Below are 25,146 nucleotides of genomic sequence, written 5' to 3' on the forward strand. Positions count from 1 at the left end.
CACCCGTGACACGGGCGGCGGGCGGGGCTAGATTCGCGCACAGACGACGAGGTGACCCGCTCCCGAGCGGGTCACCTCGACTCGTTCAGGGGGCAGGCACCACACGACGTCACGACGACGCACACGACGACGAGGTCGCACCCACCGGGCGGTCCCGGGGGACGGGCACGCCCCGTCCGCCGGCCACGTGCGCCCGGCCCCGCGACCACCCCCGAGGACCGCCGCCTGCGCCCGGAGGACCGTCATGTCCGTCTCCGAGTTCGACCGCCTCGTCGTCACCCCGCGCCGCACCGAGTACGTGCGGCCGCCGTCCACCCGCCCCCTCGGCGGCGCGGAGGAACGCCCGACCGCACCGCCCCGGGACGAGAACTCCGCCGCCCGCTCGCCGTCCCTGGCCCTGATCATGATGCTCGCCACCCTCGGGGTGGTCGCGTACGCGGCGTTCCTGCTCAACCCCGCCAACCGCGGGGACGCGCTGCCGTACGTCATGGTCATCACCGCCGAGACCGTCCTGGTCGTGCAGGCGCTGCTGGCCATGTGGACCGTGCTGTCGAGCGGCTACGACCCGCGCGACTTCGCGTTCCACCATGCCAAGGACCGCCTCTTCGACCTGCCGGAGATCATCCGGGACGGCGCCGAGGACGACCCCCCACGCTGGCGCCTCTACCTGCACGACCGCCCCGTCACGGTCGACGTCTTCGTCACGACCTACGGCGAGGACCTCGGCACCGTCGAGCGGACGGTGCGCGCCGCCCTCGCCGTGCGCGGCGCCCACCGCACCTGGGTGCTCGACGACGGCCGGTCGGACGACGTGCGCGACCTCGCCGCCCGGCTCGGCGCCCGCTACCTGCGGCGGCTGAGCAGCAACGGCGCCAAGGCGGGCAACGTCAACTACGCGCTGTCGATCGCGAAGGGCGACTACTTCGTCATCCTCGACGCCGACTTCGTCGCGCGTCCCGAGCTGCTGGTCGAGACGCTGCCGTTCTTCGTGCGCGACGACGTCGCGTTCGTGCAGACCCCGCAGACGTACGGCAACCTCGACTCGCTCATCTCGCGGGGTGCCGGGTACATGCAGGCGGTCTTCTACCGGTACGTGCAGCCGGGCCGCAACCGGTTCAACGCCGCGTTCTGCGTGGGCACGAACGTCGTGTTCCGCCGCACGGCGATCGACGACGTCGGCGGCATGTGCACGGACTCCAAGTCGGAGGACGTGTGGACGTCGCTGCACCTGCACGAGCGGGGCTGGCGGTCGGTGTACATCCCGACGACGCTCGCCGTCGGCGACACCCCCGAGACCGTCGAGGCGTACACCAAGCAGCAGCTGCGCTGGGCGACGGGCGGGTTCGAGATCCTCCTGCGCCACAACCCGCTCAGCCCGCGCCGGCGCCTGACGCTCGACCAGCGGCTCCAGTACACGGTGACGGCGACGCACTACCTGTCCGGCATCGCGCCCCTGGTGCTGCTGATGGTGCCGCCGCTGCAGATCTACCTGGGGCTCACGCCGATGAACCTCACGATCTCGTGGTCCACGTGGCTGCTGTACTACGCCGGCTTCTACGTCATGCAGATCGCGATCGCGTTCTTCACGCTCGGCTCGTTCCGCTGGGAGGTGCTGATGCTCGCCTCCGTGTCGTTCCCCATCTACACGCGCGCCCTGTGGAACGCCGCCACCGGCAAGGAGCAGGCCTGGCACGTCACGGGTCGCAAGGGAGCCGCGACGTCGCCCTTCGCGTTCATGGTCCCGCAGGTCCTGTGCTTCGCGTTCCTGCTGGTCACCTCGCTCGTGGGGGCGTGGGCCGAGCGGGACGACGGCATGCCGAGCCTCGCCCTGGCCTGGAACGTCACCAACACCGCCATCCTCGGCGCGTTCGTCGTGACGGCCGCCCGCGAGGCGCGCCGCACCGCCCGGACCGCCCGCGAGTCCCGCCGGGGACGACGCGCCCGCCCGGCCCGCCGGCCCGCGACGGCCCCCGCCCTCACCCCCGGAGGTGCCGCATGACCTGGCCCACCCGCCTGCGCCTCGTCGCCGGGCTGCTCGCCGTGCTGCTCGTGTGCGCGGCCCTCACGCTCGTCCTCAACCGCCGTGCCGGGCAGGCCACGTCGGCCACCGCGACGATCGTCGCGGAGACCCTCGACGCCGGCACCGACTACGCGGGGACCGTCACCGACACGTTCGCCGACGTCGGGGACGAGGTGTCCGAGGGTGACCCGCTGGTCGAGCTGCGCAGCCTCACCCTCCAGCACGACCTCGCCGTCGGCCTCGTCAGCGAGGACGCGTCGGTCTACCGGGTGACGAAGGACGGCACGATGACCGTCGTCGCGCCGGCCGACGGCGTGGTCACCTCCGTGGCGGTCCGGCGCGGCGGCTTCACGAAGGCGGGGGAGCCCCTCGTGTCCGTGGAGCGCGCGGGGTCGCTCGCCGTCGACGCCCGGCTGGTGCTCGACCCGGGCGACTTCGCGCGGGTCCGCGACGGCGCCGACGTGACGATCGTGCTGCCGGACCAGTCGGAGATCGCGGGGACCGTCGCCGACGTCGCGGTGCGCAACACGACGAACCAGGCCGAGGCCACCGTGCGGGTCACGGGTGACGGCCTCGTCGGCGGGGCGGTGCACGGCCTGGTCGCGGCCGGCACCCCCGTGACGGCGGTCATCCAGCTGCACGACGACGGCCCGCTGGCCGACGTCGACGAGTCGTTCGACGCCTTCCTGCGCCGGGTGGGGCTGTGAGCCGGGCCGGGCGGGCGGTCGCGGCGGCGGGGACGGTCCTCGCGCTCGCCGGGTGCGGGCTGCTCGGCGGCACGGCCCCGGCCGGGTCGCCGGCGCCGGCGCCGTCGGCGTCGCCCGGCCCGCAGGGCGCACCCGCCGCGGACCGCACGGGCACCGCGCCGGACGTCGACGTCGGCCTCCTGCCCCAGGAGCAGGTGGCCCCCACCCCCACGACCCGTCTCGCGGACGGTCTCGCCCCGCCGACCAACCGCTGGTTCTCGTCCCTCGCCCTCGGCGACGCGCCGCAGCCGGTGTTCCCCGTCCCGCTGGCCGTCGCGCTCACGCCCGACGGGTTCGCGTACGGGCTGCCGGACGTGCAGGTGACCGCGACGTCGGTGCTCGGCCCGTTCGCGGCGCAGGTCGGGGTGGACGTCGGGGCGAGCTCGGCCGTCGTCGCGGCCTACGACGCGGCGTCGGTGACCGTGGAGCTGCGCGACGGCGCGGGCTCCCCCCGCGGGGACCTGCTGCTCGTCGAGGGATCGCCCGTCGTGCGGTACACGGCCGCCGTCGACCAGGACGTCGCGACCACGGTCGCGTTCACCGTGGCCGACCGCCGCGCGAGCACCCGGGTCACGGGTGCCGACGGCGAGCGCGAGCACGTCCTCGTCGGCCCCGGCGGGACCGCCGACCCCGGGGCCGGGCTCTCCCGCGACGGCCGCTCGCTCACCCTCGCCGCGGGCGAGACGGCGGCCTGGTTCCCCGTGCCCGACGGCGCGTCCGGCGACGCCGTGGCGACCCTCGCCGCCGCGGCGGCCGACCCCGTGACGGGCGTGACGCTCGCCCACGGCGCGGACGACGCGGCCGTGACCACCGCCCTGACCTACGCCACCCGCGACGGGGGCCCGGCCGCCGTCGTCCGCATGCCGCACCAGCGGGACTCGGCCGGGGCGTCGTGCGGGCTCGGCACCTACGCCACCGTGCACGGCACCGTCGACGTGTGCACCGCGTCCACCCTGTCGTGGACGAGCCCCGCCGTGGCGCCCGCCGGCCGCCTGGACCTGTCGGGCCTCGCCGCCGACGCCACGGACGAGCTCGCCGCCCAGGTGCGCGCCGACGCGGCCGCCCGCGCGGCGGGCACGCTCGAGGCGCCGTCCGACACCTACTACGGCGGCAAGGCCCTCGCGCGCGACGCGAACCTGCTGGTCCTGGCGGAGCAGCTCGGCCTCGACGACGTCGCCGGCCCCCTGCGCGAGGACCTGGCCGCCCGGCTGCGCGAGTGGGCCGAGCCCGACGGGTGCACGACGCGGCAGGAACGCTGCTTCGTCTTCGATCCCGTGCTGCGGACCGTCGTGGGGCGGGCCCCGTCGTTCGGGTCCGAGGAGGGCAACGACCACCACTTCCACTACGGGTACTTCTTGTACGCGGCGGGGGTCGTGGCCGCCGACGACCCGGCGCTCGCGGACGACCTCGCCCCCGTGCTCGACCTGCTGGCCGCCGACGTCGCGGCCGGGGACGCCGTGGGCGGGATGCCCGCGCTGCGGGTCTTCGACGCGTACGCGGGCCACTCGTGGGCCTCCGGGTACGCGCCGTTCGCCGACGGCAACAACCAGGAGTCCGCGTCGGAGGCCGTGTCGGCGTGGAACGGGCTGGCGCTGTGGGCGCGCGCCCGCGGGGACGACGGGCTCGAGTCCCAGGCGCGCTGGCTGCTCGGGGCGGAGGCCGCGTCGGCGCGCGCGTACTGGACGGACTTCGACCGGGACGACCCGGCGGTCGCCGGGTTCGAGCACTCCGTGACGTCGCTCGTGTGGGGCGGCAAGCGCGACTGGGCCACGTGGTTCAGCGCCGAACCGAGCGCGATGCTCGGCATCGTCGTGCTGCCGGTGCAGCCCGTGGCCGGCTACCTCGGCGGCGACCCCGCGCGCATCCGCGCCAACCTCGACGAGGCGCTCGCCGGGCCCCGCGAGGACCCTGCGTCGTGGGACGTGCTGTTCGGCGACCAGCTCCTCATGTACGCCGCGCTGGCCGGGCCCGCCGACGCGGCCGCGGCGCTGGAGGTGGCCCGCGGCCTGCCGGACGACCGGATCGACGACGGGAGCACGCGATCGTCCCTGACGGCGTGGCTGCTGGTGCACGCCGCGGGGTAGCGGGGACGTGTCTCTATCGTGACCTCAACGTTGCAGACAACCTGTTGACGGGTGAAGTCCTGGACCCTACGGTGAATCCATTCAACGCGGGGAATCGCTTTCCCGTGCCGGGTCGACGACGTCGCCGACCCGGAGGCTGACCGGGCCGACGGCGCCCGGACATCGACGGAGATGGGACCGGGCCATGGCACACGAGGGCACCGCGCGCGCGGACGTCGCCGCCCCCCGGGCGGTGGCCGCTCCCGACGGCGGCGCCCGGCTCGATCGCTGGTTCGGCTGGGTCGACACCCTGGCCTTCCTGGGGCTGGTCAACCTGCTGGTCCTGGCAGGCACCCTGGCCGGGGGAGTGGTGCTCGGCGTCGCGCCCGCGCTGGCGGCGGCGACCGTCGTGAGCCGCACGCGGCTGCGCGGCGACACCCAGCGCACCGCGCGCGTCTTCCTCCGGACCTGGACGTCGAGCTTCGGCCGCGCCAACCTCCTCGCGGCGCCCGGGCTGCTGGCCCTCGCCCTCACCGGTACGAGCCTCCTCGTGCTCGACGGCGCGCCCGCGGTGCTGCGCGTGGCGCTCGCCGTCGTCGCCGGCCTCGCCGTGGTGCACGTGCTGCTCGCCCTGACGATGGACGCCCACTACGACCTGCGCGGCCGCGACGTGCCGCGGCTGGCCTGGGCCTTCCTGCTGCGCTTCCCCGGCGCACCCCTCCTGCTCGCGGCGACGACGGCGCTGGTCGGCGTCGTCACCGCCCTCGTGCCCGGCCTCCTGCCCGTCGTCTCGATCGGCGCGTGGGCGTACCTGTGCACGGCCCTCTGCCTGTCCTTCTATGCCGCCAACGACCGCCACCTCGGCGACCGTCCGGCGGAGACCGACCCCCTCGACGAGTGAACGACGACGTGCACTCCGACGAAAGGAACACCATGCGCACACGACGGCTGGCTCCCGTGGCCCTCCTCGCGGTCGGGAGCCTCGCGCTCGCCGCCTGCGGCAGCGGCGGCTCCGGCGACGACGGCGGCGACGGAGGCGGCGAGACGCTCGACTCGCTGTCGATCATGGCCCCGTACTTCTCGACCACGCCGCCGGAGGACGACGACCCGGTGGGCGCCAAGCTCTCCGAGCTGGCGGGCCTGGACCTCGACATGCAGTGGGTGCCCAACGCGGAGTACGGCGACCGCACCAACGTGGTGCTCGCGGGCGACGAGATCCCCGACGTCATGGTGATCCAGCAGAAGAGCCAGGGCTTCGTGCAGACGGCGGAGGCCGGCGGCTTCTGGGACCTCACCGACTACCTGGCATCGGGCGACTACCCGAACCTCGTCACGGAGAACCCCGACGTCCAGCAGGCCTCGAGCGTCAACGGCAAGGTCTACGGGGTCTACCGGGCCCGCGACGTCGTGCGCACGTCCATCACCATCCGCAAGGACTGGCTGGAGAACCTCGGCCTCGAGGAGCCCACCAACACCGACGAGCTCATGGCCCTCGCCAAGGCGTTCACCGAGGACGACCCGGACGGCAACGGCAAGGACGACACCTACGGGATGATCATCCCCGCCTGGGGCGCGTCGATCGGCACGGGCAGCCCCTACGACGCGATCGAGGCATGGTTCGGCGCGGGCAACGTGTGGAAGGACGAGGGCGGCGAGCTGATCCCGTCGTTCACCACCCCCGAGTGGAAGCAGGCCCTGGACTACGAGAAGCAGCTCATCGAGAACGGCTACGTCAACAAGGACTACGCCACGATGGACGGCTCCACCCAGTGGAACGAGCCCTTCCTCAACGGCAAGGGCGGCATCATCATCGACGTCCAGTCGCGCGCGTCCCAGCTGGCGGGGCTGTTCAAGGAGAAGGACCCCGAGACGTACGACCAGTTCGTCGCGCTCCAGGGCAACATCGCCGGGCCGAACGGCGACTTCGCGCTCCCGACGCCGGGCTACAGCGGCTTCCTCGCCGTGCCGAAGGCCTCCGTGCAGACCGAGGAGCAGCTCGCGCAGGTGCTCACCGCGCTGGACACGCTGGCCAGCACCGAGGGTCAGGTGCTGCAGAACAACGGCATCGAGGGCGACAACTTCACCGTCGAGGACGGCTTCGCGGCCTACGACGAGTCGAAGCAGGAGTACACGGACCTGGTCTCCGGCTCGTGGGCGCAGATCGGCACGAACGTCGCGGGCTACGAGGGCTACAAGCCGAAGCCGGAGACGGAGTTCGACGCCGAGCTCGAGCAGGAGCGGGCGGAGCTGCAGGCCAAGGACCTGGAGAAGGCGGTCTTCAACCCCGGGGCGGCGCTCGTCTCCGAGACGTACATGACCAACGGCGTCCAGCTCGACCAGATCATCGCCGACGCCCGCATCCAGTACATCAGCGGCCAGATCGACGAGGCCGGCGTCGACGCGGCGATCGCGCAGTGGAAGTCCAGCGGCGGTGACGCGGTCACGGCCGAGATGAACGAGCTCTACAGCCAGCTCGGCTGACCCCCTTCGGTGCGGGGCCGGGCCCACCGGCCCGGCCCCGCACCCCGTCGAGATGGAGGCTGCGATGACTGCTGTCGTCGACGTCGAGCAGGCCGGAGCCGCGGCGCCCGCCGCGCCGCCCGCGCCCCGCCGGCCGCACCGCCGCTGGGCCCGCGCGGTGCGCTACCGGTGGCTGCTGGTGATGATGCTGCCGGGCATCCTGTACTTCCTGCTCTTCCGCATCTGGCCGATGTGGGGAGCGCAGATCGCGTTCAAGAACTACGTGCCCTTCCTCGGGATCCAGGGCTCCGAGTGGGTGGGTTGGCACCACTTCCAGGAGTTCTTCTCCAACCCGGACTTCCCGCGGCTGCTGGGCAACACGTTGATCCTGGCGGCGCTGAGCCTGTTCGTCGCGTTCCCGTTGACGATCGTGCTGGCGCTGCTGCTCAACGAGGTGCGGCTGTCGGTGCTCAAGCGCACGGTGCAGACGCTGGTGTACATCCCGCACTTCCTGTCCTGGACGGTGGTGGTGTCGTTGACGGCGCTGCTGTTCGCGATCGGCACGGGCCCGTTGTCGTCGTTCCTGGACGGGGTCACGGGCACGGAGACGAACTATCTGGCGGACCCGGACTGGTTCCGGCCGCTGATCCTGCTGCAGACGATCTGGAAGTCGACCGGGTGGGGCACGATCATCTTCCTCGCGGCGCTGGCCAGCGTGGACCAGGAGCAGTACGAGGCCGCGGTGATCGACGGCGCGGGGCGGTGGCAGCGCACCTGGCACATCACGCTGCCGGCGATCCGGCCCACGATCATCGTGATGCTGATCCTGCAGACCGGGGAGATCCTCAACACCGGGTTCGAGCAGATCTACCTGATGTCCAACGCGCTGAACCGCACCGTGGCGGACGTGTTCGACACGTACGTGTACTTCACCGGTATCCAGCAGGGCGCGTACTCCTACTCCACCGCCGTGGGCCTGTCGAAGGCGATCGTCGGGCTGGTGCTGATCTTCGGCACCAACTGGCTCGCCAAGCGCTTCAACCAGCAGGGGATCTTCTGATGGCCGCACCGCTCACCACCGTGCCCACCACGCCCACCGTGTCGCCCACCGGGTCGCCCGGCGTGTCGCCCGGCCGCGGCGCCCGTCGGGCCTCGAAGCCCTCCACGCAGCACCAGCGGTTCAACACCCGCGCGGGGCGGGCGTTCGACGTCGTGAACGTCGTGCTGCTCGTGGCCGTGGGGATGCTGGCGCTGCTGCCGTTCCTGTACGTGCTGGCCGGGTCGTTCGCCACGGAGCTGGAGATCACCACCCGGCCGTTCTTCCTGTGGCCGCGGGAGTTCACCACCGACTCCTACGCCTCGATCCTGTCCTCGGACGCGTTCGTGCGCGCCTTCGTCACCACCGTGCTCGTGACCCTGATCGGCACGCTGATCCAGCTGGCCCTCACAGCGCTGATGGCCTACCCGCTGTCGAAGGTCGACCTGCCCGGGCGGCGCACCATCATGACCGTGGTCGTGTTCACGATGGTGTTCTCCGCGGGCATGATTCCCACGTTCCTGGTGGTCAAGGAGCTCGGCCTGCTGGACACCTACTGGGCGCTGATCCTGCCGATGGCGATCAACCCGTTCAGCCTCATCATCATCAAGAACTTCTTCCAGCAGCTGCCCCAGGAGCTGGAGGAGTCCGCGAAGATCGACGGCGCGCACGAGCTGCAGATCCTGCGCCACGTGGTGATCCCGCTGTCCAAGCCGGTGCTGGCGACGTTCGCGCTGTTCTACGCCGTGGGCATCTGGAACGACTACATGTCCCCGCTGCTGTACCTCAACGATCAGGACATGTGGACGCTGCAGATGTTCCTGCGGCAGGTCACCGCCTCGGCGTCGATGTCCGCGCAGGACATGGGCACCGAGCTGCCCCCGCCCGCGCAGGGCATCAAGTTCGCCGTCGTCATCGTGGCCACCATCCCCGTGCTCCTGGCCTACCCGTTCCTCCAGAAACACTTCGCCAAGGGAATGCTCATCGGGAGCGTGAAGGGCTGACATGACCATCCACCTCGCGGGCGACTCGACCGTCGCCCCCACGGACTCCGGCCGCACCTCGGGGTACCCGGAGATCCCCCTGCTCGGCTGGGGCGACGAGCTCGCCCCGTTCACCGACCAGGTGGTGCGCAACCACGCGATCGGCGGCGCGACCACGGCGTCGTTCCGGGCCGAGGGGCGCTGGGACGCGCTGCTCGCCGAGCTGCGGCCGGGCGACACCGTCGTGATCCAGTTCGGGCACAACGACCAGAAGGAGCCGGACGAGCTCGCCGCCGAGGGCGGGTACACGGACCGGCTCGCGCAGTTCGTCGCGGAGGCGCGGGCGAACGGGGCGCGGCCGGTGCTGGCCACCAGCGTCGAGCGGCGCCTCTACGACGGCGACGCGCGCGACGCCGCGCTGCGCTGGTCGCACGGGCCCTACCCGGCGGCGGTCCGGGCCCTCGGGCACGAGCTCGACGTGCCGGTGCTCGACCTCACGGCGTTCACGCGCTGGCTCTACGGGTGGCTGGGCCGTGACGCGTCCGCGGAGCTGTTCCCGCACGGGGCCGCCGCGGCGGCCGGGCTGCCCGTCGACGACGCGCTGCGCAAGGACAACACCCACTTCACGACGGCGGGCGCGCGCGCCGTCGCCCGGTACGTCGGTGAGGCCCTCGCGTCCCTCGAGGGCGTGCACGACGCCGAGGAGCCGCTCGGCGCGTGGGTGATGCAACCGTGACGGCGGCCTACCGCAACCCGCTGGCGGCTCCCGGCGACCTCGCCGGGTGGGTCGCGGAGGGCCCCGTCGGCGTCGAGCACCGCGACGACGGCCTGGTGCTGCGCAGCACGGCGGACGAGGCCGCGCTCGTGGCCGACGGCCGCGGCGACCACGCGCACTTCACCTACTGGTGCCCGGAGGTGTTCGGGGCGGACGTCGAGATCTCGTGGGACTTCCGGCCGCTCGCCGGCGACGGCCTGGCGATGCTGTTCCTCGCCGCGACGGGCACGGAGGGGCGCGACCTCTTCGACCCCGCCCTGGCCGAGCGGACGGGGTACTACCCGCAGTACCACTCGGGCGACGTCTCGACGCTCCACGTGTCCTACCTGCGCCGCAAGTGGGCCACCGAGAAGCGGTTCCGCACCTGCAACCTGCGCAAGAGCCCGGGCTTCCGGCTCGTCGCGCAGGGTGCCGACCCGCTGCCCGGCCCCGAGGACGCCGACGGCCACTACCGCGTGCGCGTCACCAAGCGAGGGGCGGACGTCGCCTTCGCGATCGACGACCTCACCCTCTTCACGTTCCACGACGACGCGCCGCTGGGCGCCGGCCGGATCGGCTTCCGACAGATGGCCCCGCTCGTCGCCCACTACCGCAACCTCGAGGTGACCCCGCTGTCATGACCACCGCGCCCACCGACACCGTCGTCCGCACCGACCCCCACGCCACCCCCGCGGCCCCGGACGCCGTCGACGTCCCGCTGCGCTGGCTCGACGACATCGCGCCGGACCTCACGGTCGGCGGCGTCACCTGCGGCGTCCCGTTCCGCCCGGGCGTCGTGCGCGACGCCGGCGACCTCGCCGTCGTCGACTCCTGGGGACGCTCCGTCGCCGCGCAGACCTGGCCGCTCGCGACCTGGCCGGACGGCAGCGTGAAGTGGTCCGGCGTCGCGCTGGGGGCGGCGGCACCGCCCAGCGCGTCGTACCGGGTGGTCGCCGCGCCGCCGGGCGCGCGGGACGTCGCCGGGCCCGTGGTCACGGTGACCGAGCAGGCCGACGAGGTCGTCGTGGACACCGGCGCGTGCACGGTGGTCGTGGGGCGGTCCGGGCCCGACGTCGTGCGGTCCGTGCGGGTGCAGGGCGTGGAGGTGGCGCGCGCCGGTCGGCTCGTGTCGAGCCGCCAGGACCGGCCGGAGCCCGACCACCGGGGACGGCGTGAGTCCGTGGGCGTCGTCCGCGACGTCGTCGTCGAGCAGGCCGGGCCCGTGCGTGCCGTGGTGCGCGTGACCGGTGCCCACCGCGACGTCGACCGGGCGCACGAGGACGGGGCGCCCTCGTGGCTGCCGTTCACGCTGCGCCTGGTGCTCGCGGCGGGGGCGCCGACGTTCCGGCTGGTGCACTCGTTCGTGTGGGACGGCGACCCCGAGCGTGACTTCCTCTCGTCGCTCGGCCTGCGCTTCGACGTCCCGCTCCGGGCCGCCGCGTACGACCGGCACGTGCGCCTCGCCGGCGCCGGCGGCGGGCTCGTGCGCGAGGCGGTGCAGGGCGTGACCGGGCTGCGGCGCGACCCGGGGGAGGACGTGCGCGCGGCGCAGGTGGCGGGCCGCGCCACCCCGCCCCTGGAGCAGTGGGACGAGCGCGTCTCCGGCCGGTTGCGCTGGGTGCCGACCTGGGAGGCCTGGTCGCTGCGCCAGCTGAGCGCGAACGGCTTCACCGTGCACAAGCGCACGGCGCCCGACCGGCCGTGGATCGACGTCGCGCAGGGCACGCGGTCCGAGGGGCTGGGCTACCTGGGGGACACGGGCGGCGGCCTCGCCGTCGGCCTCACCGGGTTCTGGCAGTCCCACCCGACGGGGATCGACGTCGAGCGCGCGACGTCCGACGTCGGCTCCCTGACCACCTGGCTCTGGTCGCCCGACGCCGAACCGATGGACCTGCGCTTCTACCACGACGGCCTCGGCCAGGACACGTACGACGACCAGCTCGACGCCCTCGAGATCACCTACGAGGACTACGAGCCGGGCTTCGGGAACGCCCACGGCATCGGCCGCACGCACGAGCTGACGGTCACCGCGTTCGCCGCCACGCCCGACGCCGACGCGCTCGCCCGCCTCGCCGCGGGCACCGCCGTCCGGCCCCAGCTCGTGCCCACCCCCGAGGCGCTGCACGCCGCGCGCGTGCTCGGCGACTGGGACCTCGTGGACCGCGGCACGCCCGAGCGCGCGGCGCTGGAGGACCGCCTCGCCACGATGCTCGACTTCTACGTCGGCCAGGTGGACCAGCGCTCCTGGTACGGGTTCTGGAACTACGGCGACGTCATGCACGCCTACGACCCCGACCGGCACGTGTGGCGCTACGACGTGGGCGGGTACGCCTGGGACAACTCCGAGCTGTCGCCGGACCTGTGGCTGTGGACGTCCTTCCTGCGCACCGGGCGGGCCGACGTCTTCCGGCTCGCCGAGCGCATGACCCGGCACACGGGCGACGTGGACGTCTACCACGCAGGCCCCTGGCAGGGCCTCGGCAGCAGGCACAACGTGCAGCACTGGGGGTGCAGCGCCAAGCAGGTGCGCATCTCGACGCCCGCGTACCGGCGCCCGCACTACTTCCTCACCGGCGACGAGCACACGCGCGACCTCATGCTCGAGCTGCGCGACTCGGACCGGAACTTCCTCGGCCTCGACCCGACGCGCAAGGTGCGGCCCGACGCCGCCACCTACCGCCCGTGCCGTGACGCGCTCGCCGTCGGGCTCGGCACCGACTGGAGCGCGCTGGCCGCCACCTGGCTCGCGGACTGGGAGGCCACCGGGAACGAACGGTCGCGCGACCGGCTGGTCGGCACCATGACCGACATCGGGGCGCTGAGGCACGGCTTCTTCACCGGCGAGGCGCTGTACAACCTGGACACGGGCCGGTTCGCCACCGACCGCGACCGCGTCACCGTCTCGCACCTGTCCGCCGTCTTCGGGTTGGTGGAGATCTGCTCGGAGCTCGTGTCGCTGGTCGACGCGGGCCTCGTCGACGCCCCCGGCTTCAAGGACGCGTGGCTGCAGTACTGCCGCCTCTACCTCGCCACCCCGGCGGAGCAGGAGGCCGAGCTCGGCGTCGCGCCGTCGGGCACGAACCTCGAGCAGGCCCACTCGCGCCTGGCCGCGTACGCGGCGGCGCGGCTCGGCGACGACGGCCTGGCCGACGTCGCGTGGAGCGCCTACTTCCGCGGCGGCGAGTTCATGGGGGAGGAGGCCTTCCACCCGGTGCCGGTGCTCCCGCCCGAGACCCTGGTGCGGATCGACGAGGCGCGCACGCTGTCCACCAACGACGCCGCCCAGTGCAGCCTCGCGACGATCCAGAACCTCGCCCTGGTCGGCCACCGCCTCCCACCGAGGTAGTCCGAACCCCGCCGAGGTAGTTCGAAACCTGCCGAGGTAGTTCGAAACCTGCCGAGGTAGTTCGATCCTCGCCGAAGTAGTTCATGACAGGGAGTCATGAACTACCTCGGCAGGGTTCGGACTACCTCGGCGCGGTGTGCCAGTACGCTGTGCGGCGGCAATCTTCACCGGACGTTCACGGGCGAGCGACCAGCGGTGAGCACGGAGGCCCCCGCGGGCCCGACGGACGGAGCACCATGAGCCTCGGCTGGACCAAGCACGGCGACGGCAGGCACGTCGCCCCCGGCGACGTCGTCGCCCCCGACGAGCGGCTGAGCTGGCCGCGCACCATCGGCATCGGCATGCAGCACGTGGTGGCCATGTTCGGCTCCACGTTCATCGTGCCGCTGATCACGGGTTTCTCGCCCGCGACGACCCTGTTCTTCTCGGCGATCGGCACGGTGCTGTTCCTGCTGATCACGCGGAATCGGCTGCCCAGCTACCTGGGGTCGAGCTTCGCGTTCATCGCGCCGATCACGGCCGCGACGGCCTCGCACGGCGAGTCCGTGGCCGTCGGCGGCATCCTCGTCACGGGCCTCGTGCTCGCGGCGATCGGCGCGCTGGTGCACTTCGCCGGCGCCCGGTGGATCGACGTCGTCATGCCGCCCGTCGTCACCGGCACGATCGTCGCGCTCATCGGCCTCAACCTCGCCCCGGCGGCCTGGGGGAGCTGCACCGAGTCCGTCGTCGACGGCGAGATCGTCCAGACCTGCGACGCCGGCTTCCGCGCCGCGCCGCTCACGGCGACGATCACGCTGGCCGCGATCATCCTCGTCACCGTGCTGTTCAAGGGCATCATCGGCCGCCTGTCGATCCTGGTCGGCGTGGTGATCGGCTACGTCGCCGCGCTGCTCCAGGGACAGGTGAGCTTCGACGCGGTCGTCAAGGCGGACTGGTTCGGCTTCCCGCACTTCGTCACCCCGTCGTTCGAGCCGGCGGTGCTGGGCCTCTTCGTCCCCGTGGTGCTCGTGCTGGTCGCGGAGAACGTGGGCCACGTGAAGTCGGTCGCGGCGATGACGGGCAAGAACCTCGACGACGTCGCGGGCAAGGCCCTGTTCAGCGACGGCCTCGCGACGACCCTCGCGGGCGTGGGCGGCGGCTCCGGCACCACGACCTACGCCGAGAACATCGGCGTCATGGCCGCGACGCGCGTGTACTCGACGGCGGCGTACTGGGTGGCCGCCGTGACGGCCCTGCTGCTGTCGATGTCCCCCAAGTTCGGGGCGCTCATCGCCACCATCCCGGCGGGCGTGCTCGGCGGTGCGACGACGATGCTCTACGGCATGATCGGCATCCTCGGCGCGCGCATCTGGGTGCAGGGCAAGGTGGACTTCGGCAACCCGGTGAACCTCACCACGGCCGCCGTCCCGCTGATCATCGGCATCGCGAACTTCACGTTCTCCGCCGGCGACCTCACCTTCGAGGGGATCGCGATCGGTACCGCGGCCGCGCTGGTGATCTACCACGGCATGCGCGCGATCGCGCGGTGGCGCGGCACGGGCCAGGAGCCGGCCTCGCCGGCGTCGTCCCCCGTGGCGGCCGACGCGTCCGAGTGATCCCGCCCCCGGGTGGCCCGGCCTACTTCTTGGGCAGGGTCACCTGGGGGATCGGCGTGATCTCACTGGCGGGCACGCAGCTCTCGACGTCCTTCATCGGGGTCTCGGCGTCCAGCAGCACGCTGTCCTCGCTGAGCGGCGGGCTGTACTCCTCGCCGACGAGCAGGTCGATGGTGGAGCCCGTGCGGTCGTCGAGCACGAGGCGGACGTCGGGGTACTGGGCCGCGAGGGTGTAGGCCCGGGTGATGCCCTTGGTGCCGAACCGCACCTCCGACTGCCCGAGCTTCTCGACCCAGTTCCCGGTGTCGACGACGTCGAACCCGCGCTCGCTGAGCACGTCCTCGTTCGCCCCCGCGAGGGGCTCGCTGCCGTCGGCGGCGTTGTAGACCCGCACCTTCACCTTCGAGTAAGGCACGGGCAGCGCGCCGTCGGGCTGGCCCTTGACCGGCGGAAGGCAGGGCTCCGGCTGGGGCGCCTCGGCCACGGGCGTGTGGATGGGGCGGGAGAACGGCGAGCTGAAGGCGCCGGTGTACATCGCGGCAGCCGCCAGGCCCGCGAGCAGCAGGAACGCGATGAGGAGCCCGAAGACCACGGCCTGCCGCTCGTGCTCGCGCTTGCGGCGCGTCTCGCGGACCGGGTCAGGGGCAGGTGATGTCACGCGAAGAAACTACCCGAGTTCGGGGGATCGTTCGCGGGAGCGCCGCCGGCCGTGGTGGGACTCACCGGAGCACGAGGACCCGCGCGTGCAGCACGGGGCGCTGCTGGAGGGCGGCCCGCACGGCACGGTGCAGCCCGTCCTCGAGGTACAGCACGCCCCCGTACTCCACCACGTGGGCGAAGAGGTCGCCGAAGAACGTCGAGTCCTCCGCGAGCAGGTGGTCGAGGTCCAGCGTGCGCTTGGTGGTGACGAGCTCGTCGAGGCGCACCTGACGTGGCGGCACGTCCACCCAGTCCTTGGCGGTGACGTGTCCGTGGTCGGGGTAGGGACGACCGTCCCCCACGGCCTTGAAGATCATGGCTGCCATCGTAGGGGCGAGCCTGTGACCGGCCGCGATGTTGCCTCGCGATACGGACACGATCCCGTCACGATCCCGTCACGGCCGGTGCTCCGGACGCCTCTCGGCCTCCCCTTCTCCCGCCGGCGCCCCTGTGGCACGCTGGGACCGTCAGCACGATGGGAGCGCTCTCATATCGCGGGAGCGCCGTGCGCCGATCAAAGGAGATCGCCGTGGTCCTCCGTTCCTCTCGTCGCCCCTCCGCCCCGACGGCGGTCCGGACGGCCCTCGTCCTCGCCGCGGCCGCCGGCCTGGCCCTCAGCGGCCTCTCGGCCACCGCGGCGCCGCCACCGCCGTCCGACCCGCAGCTGTGGGTCGACCCGGACAGCTCGACGATCGGCCACGTCGAGGAGCTGGGCCTGACCGGGGACGCGCGCGACGACGCGCTCGCGCTCGCGGCGATCCCCTCGGCGACCTGGTTCACCGGTGGCACGCCGCGCGAGGTGAAGCAGGACGTCAAGGACGTCGTCGTGCACGCGCACGCCGACAAGGCCGTCCCGGTGCTGGTCGCGTACAACCTGCCCTTCCGCGACTGCGCGCAGTACTCGGCCGGCGGTGCCACGTCGCTCGCCGAGTACACGGCATGGATCGACGGGTTCGCGCGCGGGATCGGGAACAAGCAGGCGGTCGTGATCCTCGAGCCCGACGGGCTCGGCATCATCCCCTGGTACACGACCGTCGAGGGGAACCCGGAGTGGTGCCAGCCTGCGGAGGCGGACCCGGCCACCGCCGCGGCGGAACGGTTCGCGATGCTCAATCACGCGGTGGACACCCTCGGCGCGCTGCCGGGCACGAAGGTCTACCTCGACGCCGGCAACAGCAAGTGGCTCAACGTGGGCGACAACGCCGACCGCCTCCTGAAGGCCGGCGTCGAGCGCGCGGACGGGTTCTTCCTCAACGCCTCGAACTACCAGTACACGGAGAACTCGGTGGCGTACGGGCGGTGGATCTCGTCGTGCCTCGCGCTCGTCACGCAGGCGGGCGGGGCGGTCGGCGACTGCGGGAACCAGTACTGGAACGGCGGCCCGGCGAACGGCTGGTCGGGCGTGGAGATGTCGCCCTACGGGCGGTGGACCGCCGACGCCGACGACCCGGCGCTGAGCACGGCCGGCGTGGACTCCCGCTACGCCCAGCAGCTCGGTGACGTGCAGCCCACGACGTCCTTCGTCGTCGACACCTCGCGCAACGGGCAGGGCCCGTGGGACCCGGCGACGTCCGAGAACACCTACTCCGACGCCGAGGACTGGTGCAACCCGCCCGGCCGCGGGCTGGGCCTGCGGCCCACGCTCGACACCGGCGAGCCGCTGGTGGACGCCTACCTGTGGATCAAGGTGCCCGGCGAGTCCGACGGCCAGTGCTTCCGGGGAACGGGCGGCCCGCTCGACCCGGAGCGCGGCATGGTCGACCCGCCCGCCGGGCAGTGGTTCGTCGAGCAGGCGGACGAGCTGGTCGAGCTCGCGGTGCCCGCGCTGGACTGAGGCGGACGGCCGGGCGGCCAGGGCTCGTCGAACGTGCGGTCCGTCCCGCCATCCTCGGACGCCGACCAGGCGGTTGCTGTCGAAATAGCCCGCCACGAGGGCGGATATCGGTGCCAACCGCCTGGTCGGCGGGCGACGGGCGAACGACGACGGGGCCCGCACCGTGTGGTGCGGGCCCCGTCGGTCGGCGGAGGATGGGGGATTCGAACCCCCGAGGGCGTGAACCCAACACGCTTTCCAAGCGTGCGCCATAGGCCGCTAGGCGAATCCTCCTCAGAGTGCGACCCGCATCCTGCGCGGGCAGCCCCAGAAGAATAGCCGACACCCCGCCCCGGCTCCGAATCCTGCGCGGGTGACGGCTGTCTCTGTCCTGTCGCCGCCGCCAGTTTCGGGCCGGGGGCCGGTCTCGGTTAGGCTGTCGGGCAGACCCCTCGTGCGGCACCATCTCGCCGAACTCCCCCAGGGCCGGAAGGCAGCAAGGGTAAGTGAGCTCTGGTGGGTGTGCGGGGGGTCCTTCACGTCCGGACCCGGCCTCCGCAGCGTCGCGAGAGTGCGCCGGATCACAGGATCCACGATGCGGACGGCAAATAGTCCACTGCATGAGATTTCCGGGTGGTCGGCTTGGTGAACCGGGCCCCGGGTGGTCACTCTGAGGGCATGTCCCGCATCGCATCCGCAGCCACCTCGACCGCGCGCGCACGCCGTCGCGGCGAGATGTGCCGTGCCGCGATGACGACGGGCCGGACGACCACGTGTCGAATGTGCGAGCTCGGCTGAGGCCTCACGGCATCGCACCCGACGACGTCGTCGTCCCCTCCCCGGCCCGCCGGGGAGACCCCGCTCTCCCGCCGCCTCGCGCTGATGGCCGAGGCCGCCGCACACCCCACCCCGCTCACCGGCGCCGTACCCGGCGCCTGCCCGGAAGGACCACCATGTCCCGGAACAGCACCCGCACCCGCCTCCTCGCGGTCACCGCGATCGCGGCCGCGTCCACCCTCGCCCTGTCCGCCTGCGGCGGTGGCTCCGGCAACGCCGAGGGCGACGGCACGCTCCGCATCGGCGTCGTCGGTGCCGCCGACGACAAGTGGGCGGTCTTCCAGGAGCAGGCCGAGGCGGAGGGCCTCACGATCGAGCTGGTCGACCTGCAGGACTACACGCAGGCCAACCCCTCCCTGTCGCAGGGCGAGCTGGACGCGAACCAGTTCCAGCACCTGCAGTTCCTCGCCGGCTACAACGTCGACGCCGACGACGACCTGACGCCGATCGGCGCCACCGCCGTCTACCCGCTGGGCCTCTACTCGGAGAAGCACACCTCGCTCGAGCAGATCCCCGCCGGCGGCGAGGTCGCCGTCCCGAACGACCCGACCAACCTCGCCCGCGCCCTCCTCGTGCTGCAGGAGGCCGGCCTCATCGAGCTCAAGGACGGCGGCAGCGCCGTCTCCACCGAGGCCGACGTGCTGCCCAGCTCCAAGGTCACCGTGACGCCGGTCGCGGCCGAGCAGACGCCGATCCAGCTCAAGTCCGTGGACGCGTCCGTCGTCAACAACGACTTCGTCGAGGACGCCGGCCTGTCGCCGGACGACGCGCTCTTCCAGGACGACCCCGACTCCGACGCCGCCGCCCCGTACATCAACGTGTGGGTGGCCCGGGCCGAGGACAAGGACGACCCCGACCTGCTCAAGCTCGCGGAGATCTCGCACTCCGACGAGGTCGTCGCGGCCGAGCAGAAGGCCTCGGGCGGCACCGCCGTCATCAAGGACAACTCGCCCGAGGAGCTGCAGGAGATCCTGTCCGGGCTCGAGGACGACATCCGCAACGCCTCCTGACCCGCCGACGGCCGGGACGCGCGGGCCAGCCCGCGCGCCCCGGCCGCCGTGCTGGGCACGATGGGCAGCACGAGCGGTCGAGCGGACGACGAGCGCACAGTGAGGACGAACAGGTGAGCGACAACACGGCCGGACCGGCCCCCGGGACGCCGGCGATCGAGCTGCGCGGGGTGTCGAAGACGTTCGGCGAGGGAGACCGCGCCGTGCGCGCCGTCGACGACGTGTCCCTCACGGTGCGCGCGGGCGAGATCTTCGGCGTCATCGGCTACTCCGGCGCGGGCAAGTCCACGCTGGTGCGGCTCGTCAACGCGCTGGAGACGGTGACCTCGGGGTCCGTGATCGTCGAGGGCACCGACCTCACGGGGCTGCCGGAGCGCAAGGTCCGCGGCATCCGCGCGCGCATCGGCATGATCTTCCAGCAGTTCAACCTGCTGAGCTCGCGCACCGTCGCGGGCAACGTCGCCTACCCGCTCAAGGTGGCGCGCTGGCCCAAGGAGGAGCGCGCGGCCCGCGTCGCGGAGCTGCTCGAGTTCGTCGGCCTGTCCGACAAGGCGCGCGCGTACCCCCGCCAGCTCTCCGGCGGGCAGAAGCAGCGCGTCGGCATCGCGCGCGCCCTCGCGACGTCGCCCACCATCCTGCTGGCCGACGAGGCGACGTCGGCCCTCGACCCCGAGACCACCCGCGACGTCCTGGCCCTGCTGCGCCGCGTCAACGCGGAGCTCGGGCTCACCATCGTCGTCATCACCCACGAGATGGACGTCGTGCGCTCCCTGTGCGACCGCGTCGCCGTCATGGAGCACGGCAAGGTGGTCGAGGTCGGCGACGTCTACGACGTCTTCTCCGCGCCCAGCGCCGACGCCGCCCAGCGGTTCGTCGGCACGTCCATGCACGACCGGCCCTCGCCCGACGCGCTCGCCCGCCTGCGCGAGCGCCACCCCGGCCGCCTCGTCACCGTCGGCGTGCGGGAGGGCGCGAGCTCCGGCACCGAGCTCTTCCGCCTGCTGCGCGAGCACGAGGTCGACGGGTCCGTCGTCTTCGGCGGCATCAGCGAGGTCGGCCAGCGACCGTTCGGGTCGATCACCGTCGAGCTCGTCGCGCCGGACGAGCGCATCGCGACCTTCCTGGCGGCCCTGCGCGAGCACGCCGAGGTCGTGGACCTCGGCACCGCCGAGCGGCCTGTCGACGACCCGCGCGCCGTGCGGGCCGAGCGCGACCCGCAGGGCGAGCGGCCCGACCCCGGTGACGACCTCGACGACCCGTACGGGGCCGCCCGCGACGACGTCCTTCGGGGCGGCCACCTGCGCAACTTCGGAGGCGCGTGATGAACAAGGACTGGTCCACCCTGTGGCCGCTGCTGTGGGAGGCGTTCGGCCAGACCCTGCAGATGGTCACGATCGCGCTGCTCACGGGCGGCGTCGCCGGCCTGGCGCTGGGGCTCGCGCTCTACGTGACGCGGCCGGGCAACCTGCTGGCCAACCGGGCCGTGTTCGGCGTCCTCAACGTGGTCGTCAACATCGTGCGCCCGATCCCGTTCATCATCTTCGTGACGCTGCTCGGGCCCGTGACGCTGCAGGTCGTGGGCACGACGCTCGGCACGGAGGCGTTCATCTTCCCGCTGTCGGTCATGACGGCGTTCGGCACGTCGCGCATCGTGGAGCAGAACCTCGTGGGGATCGACCCCGGCGTCGTGGAGGCGGCCCGTGCGATGGGGGCGTCGTCGTGGCGCATCATCACGACCGTCCTCGTGCCGGAGGCGCTCGCCCCGCTGATCCTCGGCTACACGTTCCTGTTCATCGCGGTCCTCGACATGTCCGCGATCGCCGGCCTCATCGGCGGCGGCGGGCTCGGTGACTTCGCCCTGCGGTACGGCTACCAGCGCTACAACTGGATGGTCGTGCTGGTGACCGTCGCGGTGATCGTCGTCATCGTGCAGGTGGTGCAGTGGGTCGGCAACCGCCTGGCGCGCAAGGTCCTGCACCGCTGACGCCGTCGACGTAGTACCTGGTGACGGTTCGTCGTCGTGAACCGTCATCGGGTACTACGTCGACGAGCAGTCGCGGACCGGCCTGAGCAGCGGCCTCGTCGGTGTCGGCCGCGGCGTCTAGGGTTGGCCGGGTGACGACAGCCCTGTACCGCCGCTACCGGCCCGAGACGTTCGCCGAGGTGATCGGCCAGGAGCACGTCACCGCACCGCTCATGCAGGCCCTGCGCAGCGGGCGCGTCAACCACGCCTACCTGTTCTCCGGGCCGCGCGGCTGCGGCAAGACGACGTCCGCCCGCATCCTCGCGCGCACGCTCAACTGCGCGCGCAACACCCCCGAGAGCCCGCTCGACACCCCGTGCGGCGAGTGCCCGTCGTGCGTCGAGCTGGCGCGCGGCGGCCCCGGTTCGCTCGACGTCGTGGAGATCGACGCGGCCAGCCACAACGGCGTCGACGACGCCCGCGACCTGCGCGAGCGCGCCACGTTCGCGCCCGCGCGCGACCGGTACAAGATCTTCATCCTCGACGAGGCGCACATGGTGACGCCGCAGGGCTTCAACGCGCTGCTGAAGATCGTCGAGGAGCCGCCGCCGCACGTGAAGTTCGTCTTCGCGACGACGGAGCCGGACAAGGTGATCGGCACTATCCGGTCGCGCACCCACCACTACCCGTTCCGGCTCGTGCCGCCGGACGTGCTCGGTCCGTACCTCGAGCAGCTCACCGCGGCCGAGGGGATCGAGCTGGGCGGCGGCGTCGTGCCGCTGGTGACCCGTGCGGGCGGCGGCTCCGTGCGCGACAGCCTCTCCGTGCTCGACCAGCTCATCGCGGGCGCCACGGGCGGGGTCGTCGAGTACGACACGGCCGTCGGCCTGCTGGGCTTCACGCACGCCACGCTGCTCGACGACGTCGTCGACGCCCTCGCCGCGGGCGACGGCGCCTCGATCTTCCGCGTCGTCGACCAGGTGATCGCCACCGGTCACGAGCCGCGGCGGTTCGTCGAGGACGTGCTGGAGCGGCTGCGCGACCTCATCGTCATCGCCGTCTCCGGCGACGCGGCCGAGGCCGTGCTGCGCGGACTGCCCGCCGACCAGCTCGAGCGGATGCGTGTCCAGGCGGGCCGGCTCGGGGTGGCCGAGCTCTCGCGCGCCGCCGACCTCGTCAACGCCGCGCTCACCGAGATGACCGGTGCCACCTCGCCGCGGCTGCACCTGGAGCTGCTCTGCGCACGGCTGCTGCTGCCCGGCGCCGACGACGGCGTGGAGGGGCTCGCCGCACGCATCGAACGGCTCGAGCGGGGCCGGATCGCGGCCGGCGGCACGTCCGCGCCGTCCGCGGCGCACACCGACGCGGACGTCGTCTCGACGCCAGCGCCGCAGTCCTCCGCGGGCGGAGGCGGCAGTCTGAGCGGTGCCGCCGCTGCGCGGGCCGCCCTGCAGGCGAGTCGGCGTCCGGCTGCCGAGCCTGAGCCCGTCCCGAGCCCTGAGCCCGTCCCGAGCCCTGAGCCCGTCCCGAGCCCTGAGCCCGTCGTGAACTCTGAGCCTGCCGCCGAGCCCGAGCCGGCTGTCGAGCCTGCGATGGTCGCGGAGCCTGAGCCGGTGGCCGAGCCCGAGCCGGGCCCGGAGCCCGAGCCGGCTGTTGAGCCTGAGCCAGTGGCCGAGCGCGAGCCAGTGGCCGAGCGCGAGCCGGTGGCCGAGCGCGAGCCGGTGGCCGAGCGCGAGCCAGTTGACGAGCCCGAGCCGACTGCCGAGCCCGAGCCGTTTGCCGAGTCTGAGTCGGCTGCCGAGCCTGCGGCTGGCGCGGAGCCCGGGCCGCACCAGGAGCCGGCGGGCGAGGCCGTCGAGGCCGCCCCGACGGCCGAGCCGACCCCCGAGCCCGCGCCGACCGCTCCCGAGAGCGCCGTCACCTCCGAGGTGGTCCGGCGGCGCTGGCGCGAGGTCCTGGCCGCCATCCCCAGCCCGCGCGCCGCCGCGTTCCTCGGCGAGAACGCCCAGGTGCTCCACCTCGAGGGTGACCTGCTGACCCTCGGGTTCGCGCCGGCCGTCGTCGCGCTGGCGCGGCAGGGGCGGCCGGAGACCATCTCGGACGCCGTCTACCAGGCGCTCGGCATCGCGGTGCGGATCGAGATCGTCGAGGTCGACGCCGGCTCGCGCCCCCGGGAGACCGGCAGCTCGTCCGCCCCGTCCGAGCCGGGCGGAGAGCCCGCCGAGGAGCCGGACCGCTCCGACCGGCACGACGGCCCCCCGCCTGTCGAGACGCAGGCCGACGCGGGGACCAGCGGCGAGGCCGACGGTCGGGGAGGTGGCCCGCGCGCGTCCGCCACCACGGTCGCGGCGAGCGGTCCGCGCCCGGACACCGCCGTCGCGGTCGTCGAGCCGCCCGTCCGCCGCGCGGCGCAGGACGCCCCGCAGCGGACCCAGCGGCCGCAGCCGCAGGCGAGGCAGGTCGCCTCGGTCGACGAGGCCGACGCGGCGTGGCTCGCCGGCGTCTCCCTGCACGAGCCCCCGCCCGACGACGAGCCCGAGCCGCCGCTCGACGAGCCGCCCGCGGCGCCGGTCGGACGGCCCGTCGCGTCGCCGGTGCCCGAGCCGGAGGCATCGCCGAGCGCACCCGTCGCGAGCGTGCCCGCGCCTGCCACGGCAGTGTCGTCCGCGCCCGCCCCGGCCGCCCCGCCGGCGCGCGAGACCCCGCGCCAGGCCGCTGAGCGCCGGGTGCGCGAGGCGCAGCAGTCGGAAGGCCGGTCGTCCTGGGCACCCGCGTCCGGGGGGAACCCCGCGGACGACGAGCCGTCGGCCGACGACCCCGACATCACGTCGTCGGGCCTCGTGGGCGTGCAGCTCGTGGTGCAGGTGCTCGACGGCAAGGTCATCGAGGAGATCGCGGAGCAGCCCTGACATGACCGGACACCCCACCGCCGAAGGCACCACCACGCTGCACATCGTCGCGGCCGTCATCGTGCGCGACGACGGCCGCGCGCTGCTCGTGCGCAAGCGCGGCACGATGGCGTTCATGCAGGTGGGCGGCAAGATCGAGCCCGGCGAGGACCCGGTCGCCGCGCTCGTGCGCGAGTGCGCCGAGGAGATCGGCCTCGTCGTCGACCCGGCCGCCGTCCGCCCCCTCCCGCGACGGACGGCCGTCGCCGCCAACGAGCCCGACCACGTGGTCGACGCGCACGTCTTCGAGGTCGCGCTGCCCGCCGGCTTCGACGTCGAGACGCGTGCCGAGCTCGCCGAGCACGTCTGGGTCGACCCGGCGGCGCCCGTCGCGCCGCACCCCCTCGCGCCCCTGTCCGCCGACCTCATGGCCGACGTCGCCGCACAGACCTGAGCGGGCGACGATGACCGACCACCCCGGCGTCGCACCGCCCCCGCGTCGCGGCGCCGTTCACCACGTCGAGCTGTGGGTGCCCGACCTCGCCCGCGCCGAGCGCTCCTGGGGCTGGCTGCTGGGCGAGATCGGCTACCGCCCCCACCAGTCGTGGGAGCACGGCCGGTCGTGGCTGCTCGGCGACACGTACGTCGTCGTCGAGCAGAGCCCGGCCCTCGCCGCGGGCGACCACGACCGCCTCCGGCCTGGACTCAACCACCTGGCGTTCCACGCCGGGACCGCGGACCAGCTCGACGCCCTCGTCGCCGCCGCGCCCGCGCACGGCTGGGCGCTGCTGTTCCCCGAGCGGCACCCCTTCGCCGGCGGGCCCGACCACCGCGCCGCGTACCTCGAAGATGCGGACGGCTACGAGGTCGAGCTCGTCGTCGGCTGACCCGCCCCGGACGAACTACCTCGCCGGTTCTCGGACTACCTCGCGG

The 25,146-nt window shown here is 73.2% G+C and carries 20 protein-coding genes, 1 tRNA gene and 1 other RNA gene; 19 read left to right on the forward strand and 3 right to left on the reverse strand.

Annotated features, from left to right (window positions below):
- Positions 1 to 244 precede the first annotated feature (244 nt).
- From ACH436_RS06115 to ACH436_RS06165, 11 genes are all read left to right on the forward strand, one after another.
- On the forward strand, positions 245 to 1,999 hold the full coding sequence (locus tag ACH436_RS06115; RefSeq protein WP_430559307.1) for a glycosyltransferase: 1,755 nt from the start codon (positions 245 to 247) through the stop codon (positions 1,997 to 1,999).
- Positions 1,996 to 2,727, forward strand: a complete 732-nt coding sequence (locus ACH436_RS06120) for an HlyD family efflux transporter periplasmic adaptor subunit (protein ID WP_430559308.1) — start codon at positions 1,996 to 1,998, stop codon at positions 2,725 to 2,727. The genes ACH436_RS06115 and ACH436_RS06120 overlap by 4 nt, the downstream gene beginning before the upstream one ends.
- On the forward strand, positions 2,724 to 4,850 hold the full coding sequence (locus tag ACH436_RS06125) for a glycosyl hydrolase (protein ID WP_430559309.1): 2,127 nt from the start codon (positions 2,724 to 2,726) through the stop codon (positions 4,848 to 4,850). The genes ACH436_RS06120 and ACH436_RS06125 overlap by 4 nt, the downstream gene beginning before the upstream one ends.
- A gap of 184 nt (positions 4,851 to 5,034) precedes the next feature.
- Positions 5,035 to 5,730 (forward strand): YesL family protein, encoded by a 696-nt coding sequence (locus tag ACH436_RS06130; RefSeq protein WP_430559310.1) that lies wholly within the window; start codon positions 5,035 to 5,037, stop codon positions 5,728 to 5,730.
- 32 nt (positions 5,731 to 5,762) lie between these two features.
- Entirely contained in the window at positions 5,763 to 7,310 is a 1,548-nt protein-coding gene (locus ACH436_RS06135; protein WP_430559311.1) for an extracellular solute-binding protein, read from the forward strand.
- Between the two features lie 64 nt (positions 7,311 to 7,374).
- On the forward strand, positions 7,375 to 8,349 hold the full coding sequence (locus ACH436_RS06140; RefSeq protein WP_430559312.1) for an ABC transporter permease: 975 nt from the start codon (positions 7,375 to 7,377) through the stop codon (positions 8,347 to 8,349).
- Positions 8,349 to 9,329: a carbohydrate ABC transporter permease gene (locus ACH436_RS06145; protein ID WP_430559313.1), complete on the forward strand. Its 981-nt coding sequence runs from the start codon at positions 8,349 to 8,351 to the stop codon at positions 9,327 to 9,329. Before ACH436_RS06140 ends, ACH436_RS06145 begins: the two co-directional genes overlap by 1 nt.
- 1 nt (position 9,330) lies before the next feature.
- The gene (locus ACH436_RS06150) at positions 9,331 to 10,044 is read left to right on the forward strand and encodes a rhamnogalacturonan acetylesterase (RefSeq protein ID WP_430559314.1); all 714 of its coding nucleotides are present in this window, start codon (positions 9,331 to 9,333) and stop codon (positions 10,042 to 10,044) included.
- A complete protein-coding gene (locus ACH436_RS06155) occupies positions 10,026 to 10,703 on the forward strand; it encodes a DUF1961 family protein (protein WP_430559315.1) in 678 nt (225 codons plus the stop codon). Before ACH436_RS06150 ends, ACH436_RS06155 begins: the two co-directional genes overlap by 19 nt.
- Entirely contained in the window at positions 10,700 to 13,408 is a 2,709-nt protein-coding gene (locus ACH436_RS06160; protein WP_430559316.1) for a Tat pathway signal sequence domain protein, read from the forward strand. The genes ACH436_RS06155 and ACH436_RS06160 overlap by 4 nt, the downstream gene beginning before the upstream one ends.
- Positions 13,409 to 13,644: 236 nt before the next feature.
- Positions 13,645 to 15,003, forward strand: a complete 1,359-nt coding sequence (locus ACH436_RS06165; RefSeq protein WP_430559317.1) for a uracil-xanthine permease family protein — start codon at positions 13,645 to 13,647, stop codon at positions 15,001 to 15,003.
- Between the two features lie 22 nt (positions 15,004 to 15,025).
- Here the strand turns inward: ACH436_RS06165 and ACH436_RS06170 are convergent, their stop codons facing one another.
- Complete coding sequence (locus tag ACH436_RS06170) at positions 15,026 to 15,661, reverse strand: LytR C-terminal domain-containing protein (RefSeq protein ID WP_430559318.1); 636 nt, start codon at positions 15,659 to 15,661, stop codon at positions 15,026 to 15,028.
- A 61-nt stretch (positions 15,662 to 15,722) separates the two neighbouring features.
- Positions 15,723 to 16,019 carry a type II toxin-antitoxin system VapB family antitoxin gene (locus tag ACH436_RS06175; protein WP_430559319.1) on the reverse strand — a complete coding sequence of 99 codons (297 nt, stop codon included), beginning with the start codon at positions 16,017 to 16,019 and terminating at the stop codon, positions 15,723 to 15,725.
- A 212-nt stretch (positions 16,020 to 16,231) separates the two neighbouring features.
- Between ACH436_RS06175 and ACH436_RS06180 the strand changes: the two genes are divergently transcribed.
- The gene (locus tag ACH436_RS06180) at positions 16,232 to 17,536 is read left to right on the forward strand and encodes a glycoside hydrolase family 6 protein (protein WP_430559320.1); all 1,305 of its coding nucleotides are present in this window, start codon (positions 16,232 to 16,234) and stop codon (positions 17,534 to 17,536) included.
- A 188-nt stretch (positions 17,537 to 17,724) separates the two neighbouring features.
- Here ACH436_RS06180 and ACH436_RS06185 read toward each other — a convergent pair.
- Positions 17,725 to 17,809: transfer RNA gene (locus ACH436_RS06185), tRNA-Ser, on the reverse strand.
- A 149-nt stretch (positions 17,810 to 17,958) separates the two neighbouring features.
- Here ACH436_RS06185 and ffs point away from each other — a divergent pair.
- The 7 genes from ffs to ACH436_RS06220 all read left to right on the forward strand — a co-directional run bounded on the left by ffs (position 17,959) and on the right by ACH436_RS06220 (position 25,100).
- Positions 17,959 to 18,055: signal recognition particle sRNA small type (gene ffs / locus ACH436_RS06190), an RNA gene on the forward strand.
- 413 nt (positions 18,056 to 18,468) lie between these two features.
- Positions 18,469 to 19,362 (forward strand): MetQ/NlpA family ABC transporter substrate-binding protein, encoded by an 894-nt coding sequence (locus tag ACH436_RS06195; protein WP_430559321.1) that lies wholly within the window; start codon positions 18,469 to 18,471, stop codon positions 19,360 to 19,362.
- Between the two features lie 113 nt (positions 19,363 to 19,475).
- Entirely contained in the window at positions 19,476 to 20,684 is a 1,209-nt protein-coding gene (locus ACH436_RS06200; protein ID WP_430559322.1) for a methionine ABC transporter ATP-binding protein, read from the forward strand.
- The gene (locus ACH436_RS06205) at positions 20,684 to 21,346 is read left to right on the forward strand and encodes a methionine ABC transporter permease (protein WP_430559323.1); all 663 of its coding nucleotides are present in this window, start codon (positions 20,684 to 20,686) and stop codon (positions 21,344 to 21,346) included. The genes ACH436_RS06200 and ACH436_RS06205 overlap by 1 nt, the downstream gene beginning before the upstream one ends.
- Before the next feature lie 131 nt (positions 21,347 to 21,477).
- A complete protein-coding gene (locus ACH436_RS06210) occupies positions 21,478 to 24,234 on the forward strand; it encodes a DNA polymerase III subunit gamma and tau (RefSeq protein WP_430559324.1) in 2,757 nt (918 codons plus the stop codon).
- A 1-nt stretch (position 24,235) separates the two neighbouring features.
- Positions 24,236 to 24,667 (forward strand): NUDIX domain-containing protein, encoded by a 432-nt coding sequence (locus ACH436_RS06215; RefSeq protein WP_430559325.1) that lies wholly within the window; start codon positions 24,236 to 24,238, stop codon positions 24,665 to 24,667.
- Positions 24,668 to 24,677: 10 nt separating this feature from the next.
- A complete protein-coding gene (locus ACH436_RS06220) occupies positions 24,678 to 25,100 on the forward strand; it encodes a VOC family protein (RefSeq protein ID WP_430559326.1) in 423 nt (140 codons plus the stop codon).
- Positions 25,101 to 25,146 lie beyond the last annotated feature (46 nt).

It is taken from the genome of Isoptericola sp. NPDC019693 (assembly GCF_044389085.1).
In the GTDB taxonomy this organism is placed as follows: domain Bacteria; phylum Actinomycetota; class Actinomycetes; order Actinomycetales; family Cellulomonadaceae; genus Isoptericola.

Coding starts and splice junctions, on each gene's coding strand:
- ACH436_RS06215 (WP_430559325.1), top strand. CDS start 24,236: ATGACCGGACACCCCACCGCCGAAGGCACCACCACGCTGCACATCGTC.
- ACH436_RS06130 (WP_430559310.1), top strand. CDS start 5,035: ATGGCACACGAGGGCACCGCGCGCGCGGACGTCGCCGCCCCCCGGGCG.
- ACH436_RS06115 (WP_430559307.1), top strand. CDS start 245: ATGTCCGTCTCCGAGTTCGACCGCCTCGTCGTCACCCCGCGCCGCACC.
- ACH436_RS06165 (WP_430559317.1), top strand. CDS start 13,645: ATGAGCCTCGGCTGGACCAAGCACGGCGACGGCAGGCACGTCGCCCCC.
- ACH436_RS06120 (WP_430559308.1), top strand. CDS start 1,996: ATGACCTGGCCCACCCGCCTGCGCCTCGTCGCCGGGCTGCTCGCCGTG.
- ACH436_RS06135 (WP_430559311.1), top strand. CDS start 5,763: ATGCGCACACGACGGCTGGCTCCCGTGGCCCTCCTCGCGGTCGGGAGC.
- ACH436_RS06205 (WP_430559323.1), top strand. CDS start 20,684: ATGAACAAGGACTGGTCCACCCTGTGGCCGCTGCTGTGGGAGGCGTTC.
- ACH436_RS06160 (WP_430559316.1), top strand. CDS start 10,700: ATGACCACCGCGCCCACCGACACCGTCGTCCGCACCGACCCCCACGCC.
- ACH436_RS06140 (WP_430559312.1), top strand. CDS start 7,375: ATGACTGCTGTCGTCGACGTCGAGCAGGCCGGAGCCGCGGCGCCCGCC.
- ACH436_RS06145 (WP_430559313.1), top strand. CDS start 8,349: ATGGCCGCACCGCTCACCACCGTGCCCACCACGCCCACCGTGTCGCCC.
- ACH436_RS06150 (WP_430559314.1), top strand. CDS start 9,331: ATGACCATCCACCTCGCGGGCGACTCGACCGTCGCCCCCACGGACTCC.
- ACH436_RS06195 (WP_430559321.1), top strand. CDS start 18,469: ATGTCCCGGAACAGCACCCGCACCCGCCTCCTCGCGGTCACCGCGATC.
- ACH436_RS06175 (WP_430559319.1), bottom strand. CDS start 16,019: ATGATCTTCAAGGCCGTGGGGGACGGTCGTCCCTACCCCGACCACGGA.
- ACH436_RS06220 (WP_430559326.1), top strand. CDS start 24,678: ATGACCGACCACCCCGGCGTCGCACCGCCCCCGCGTCGCGGCGCCGTT.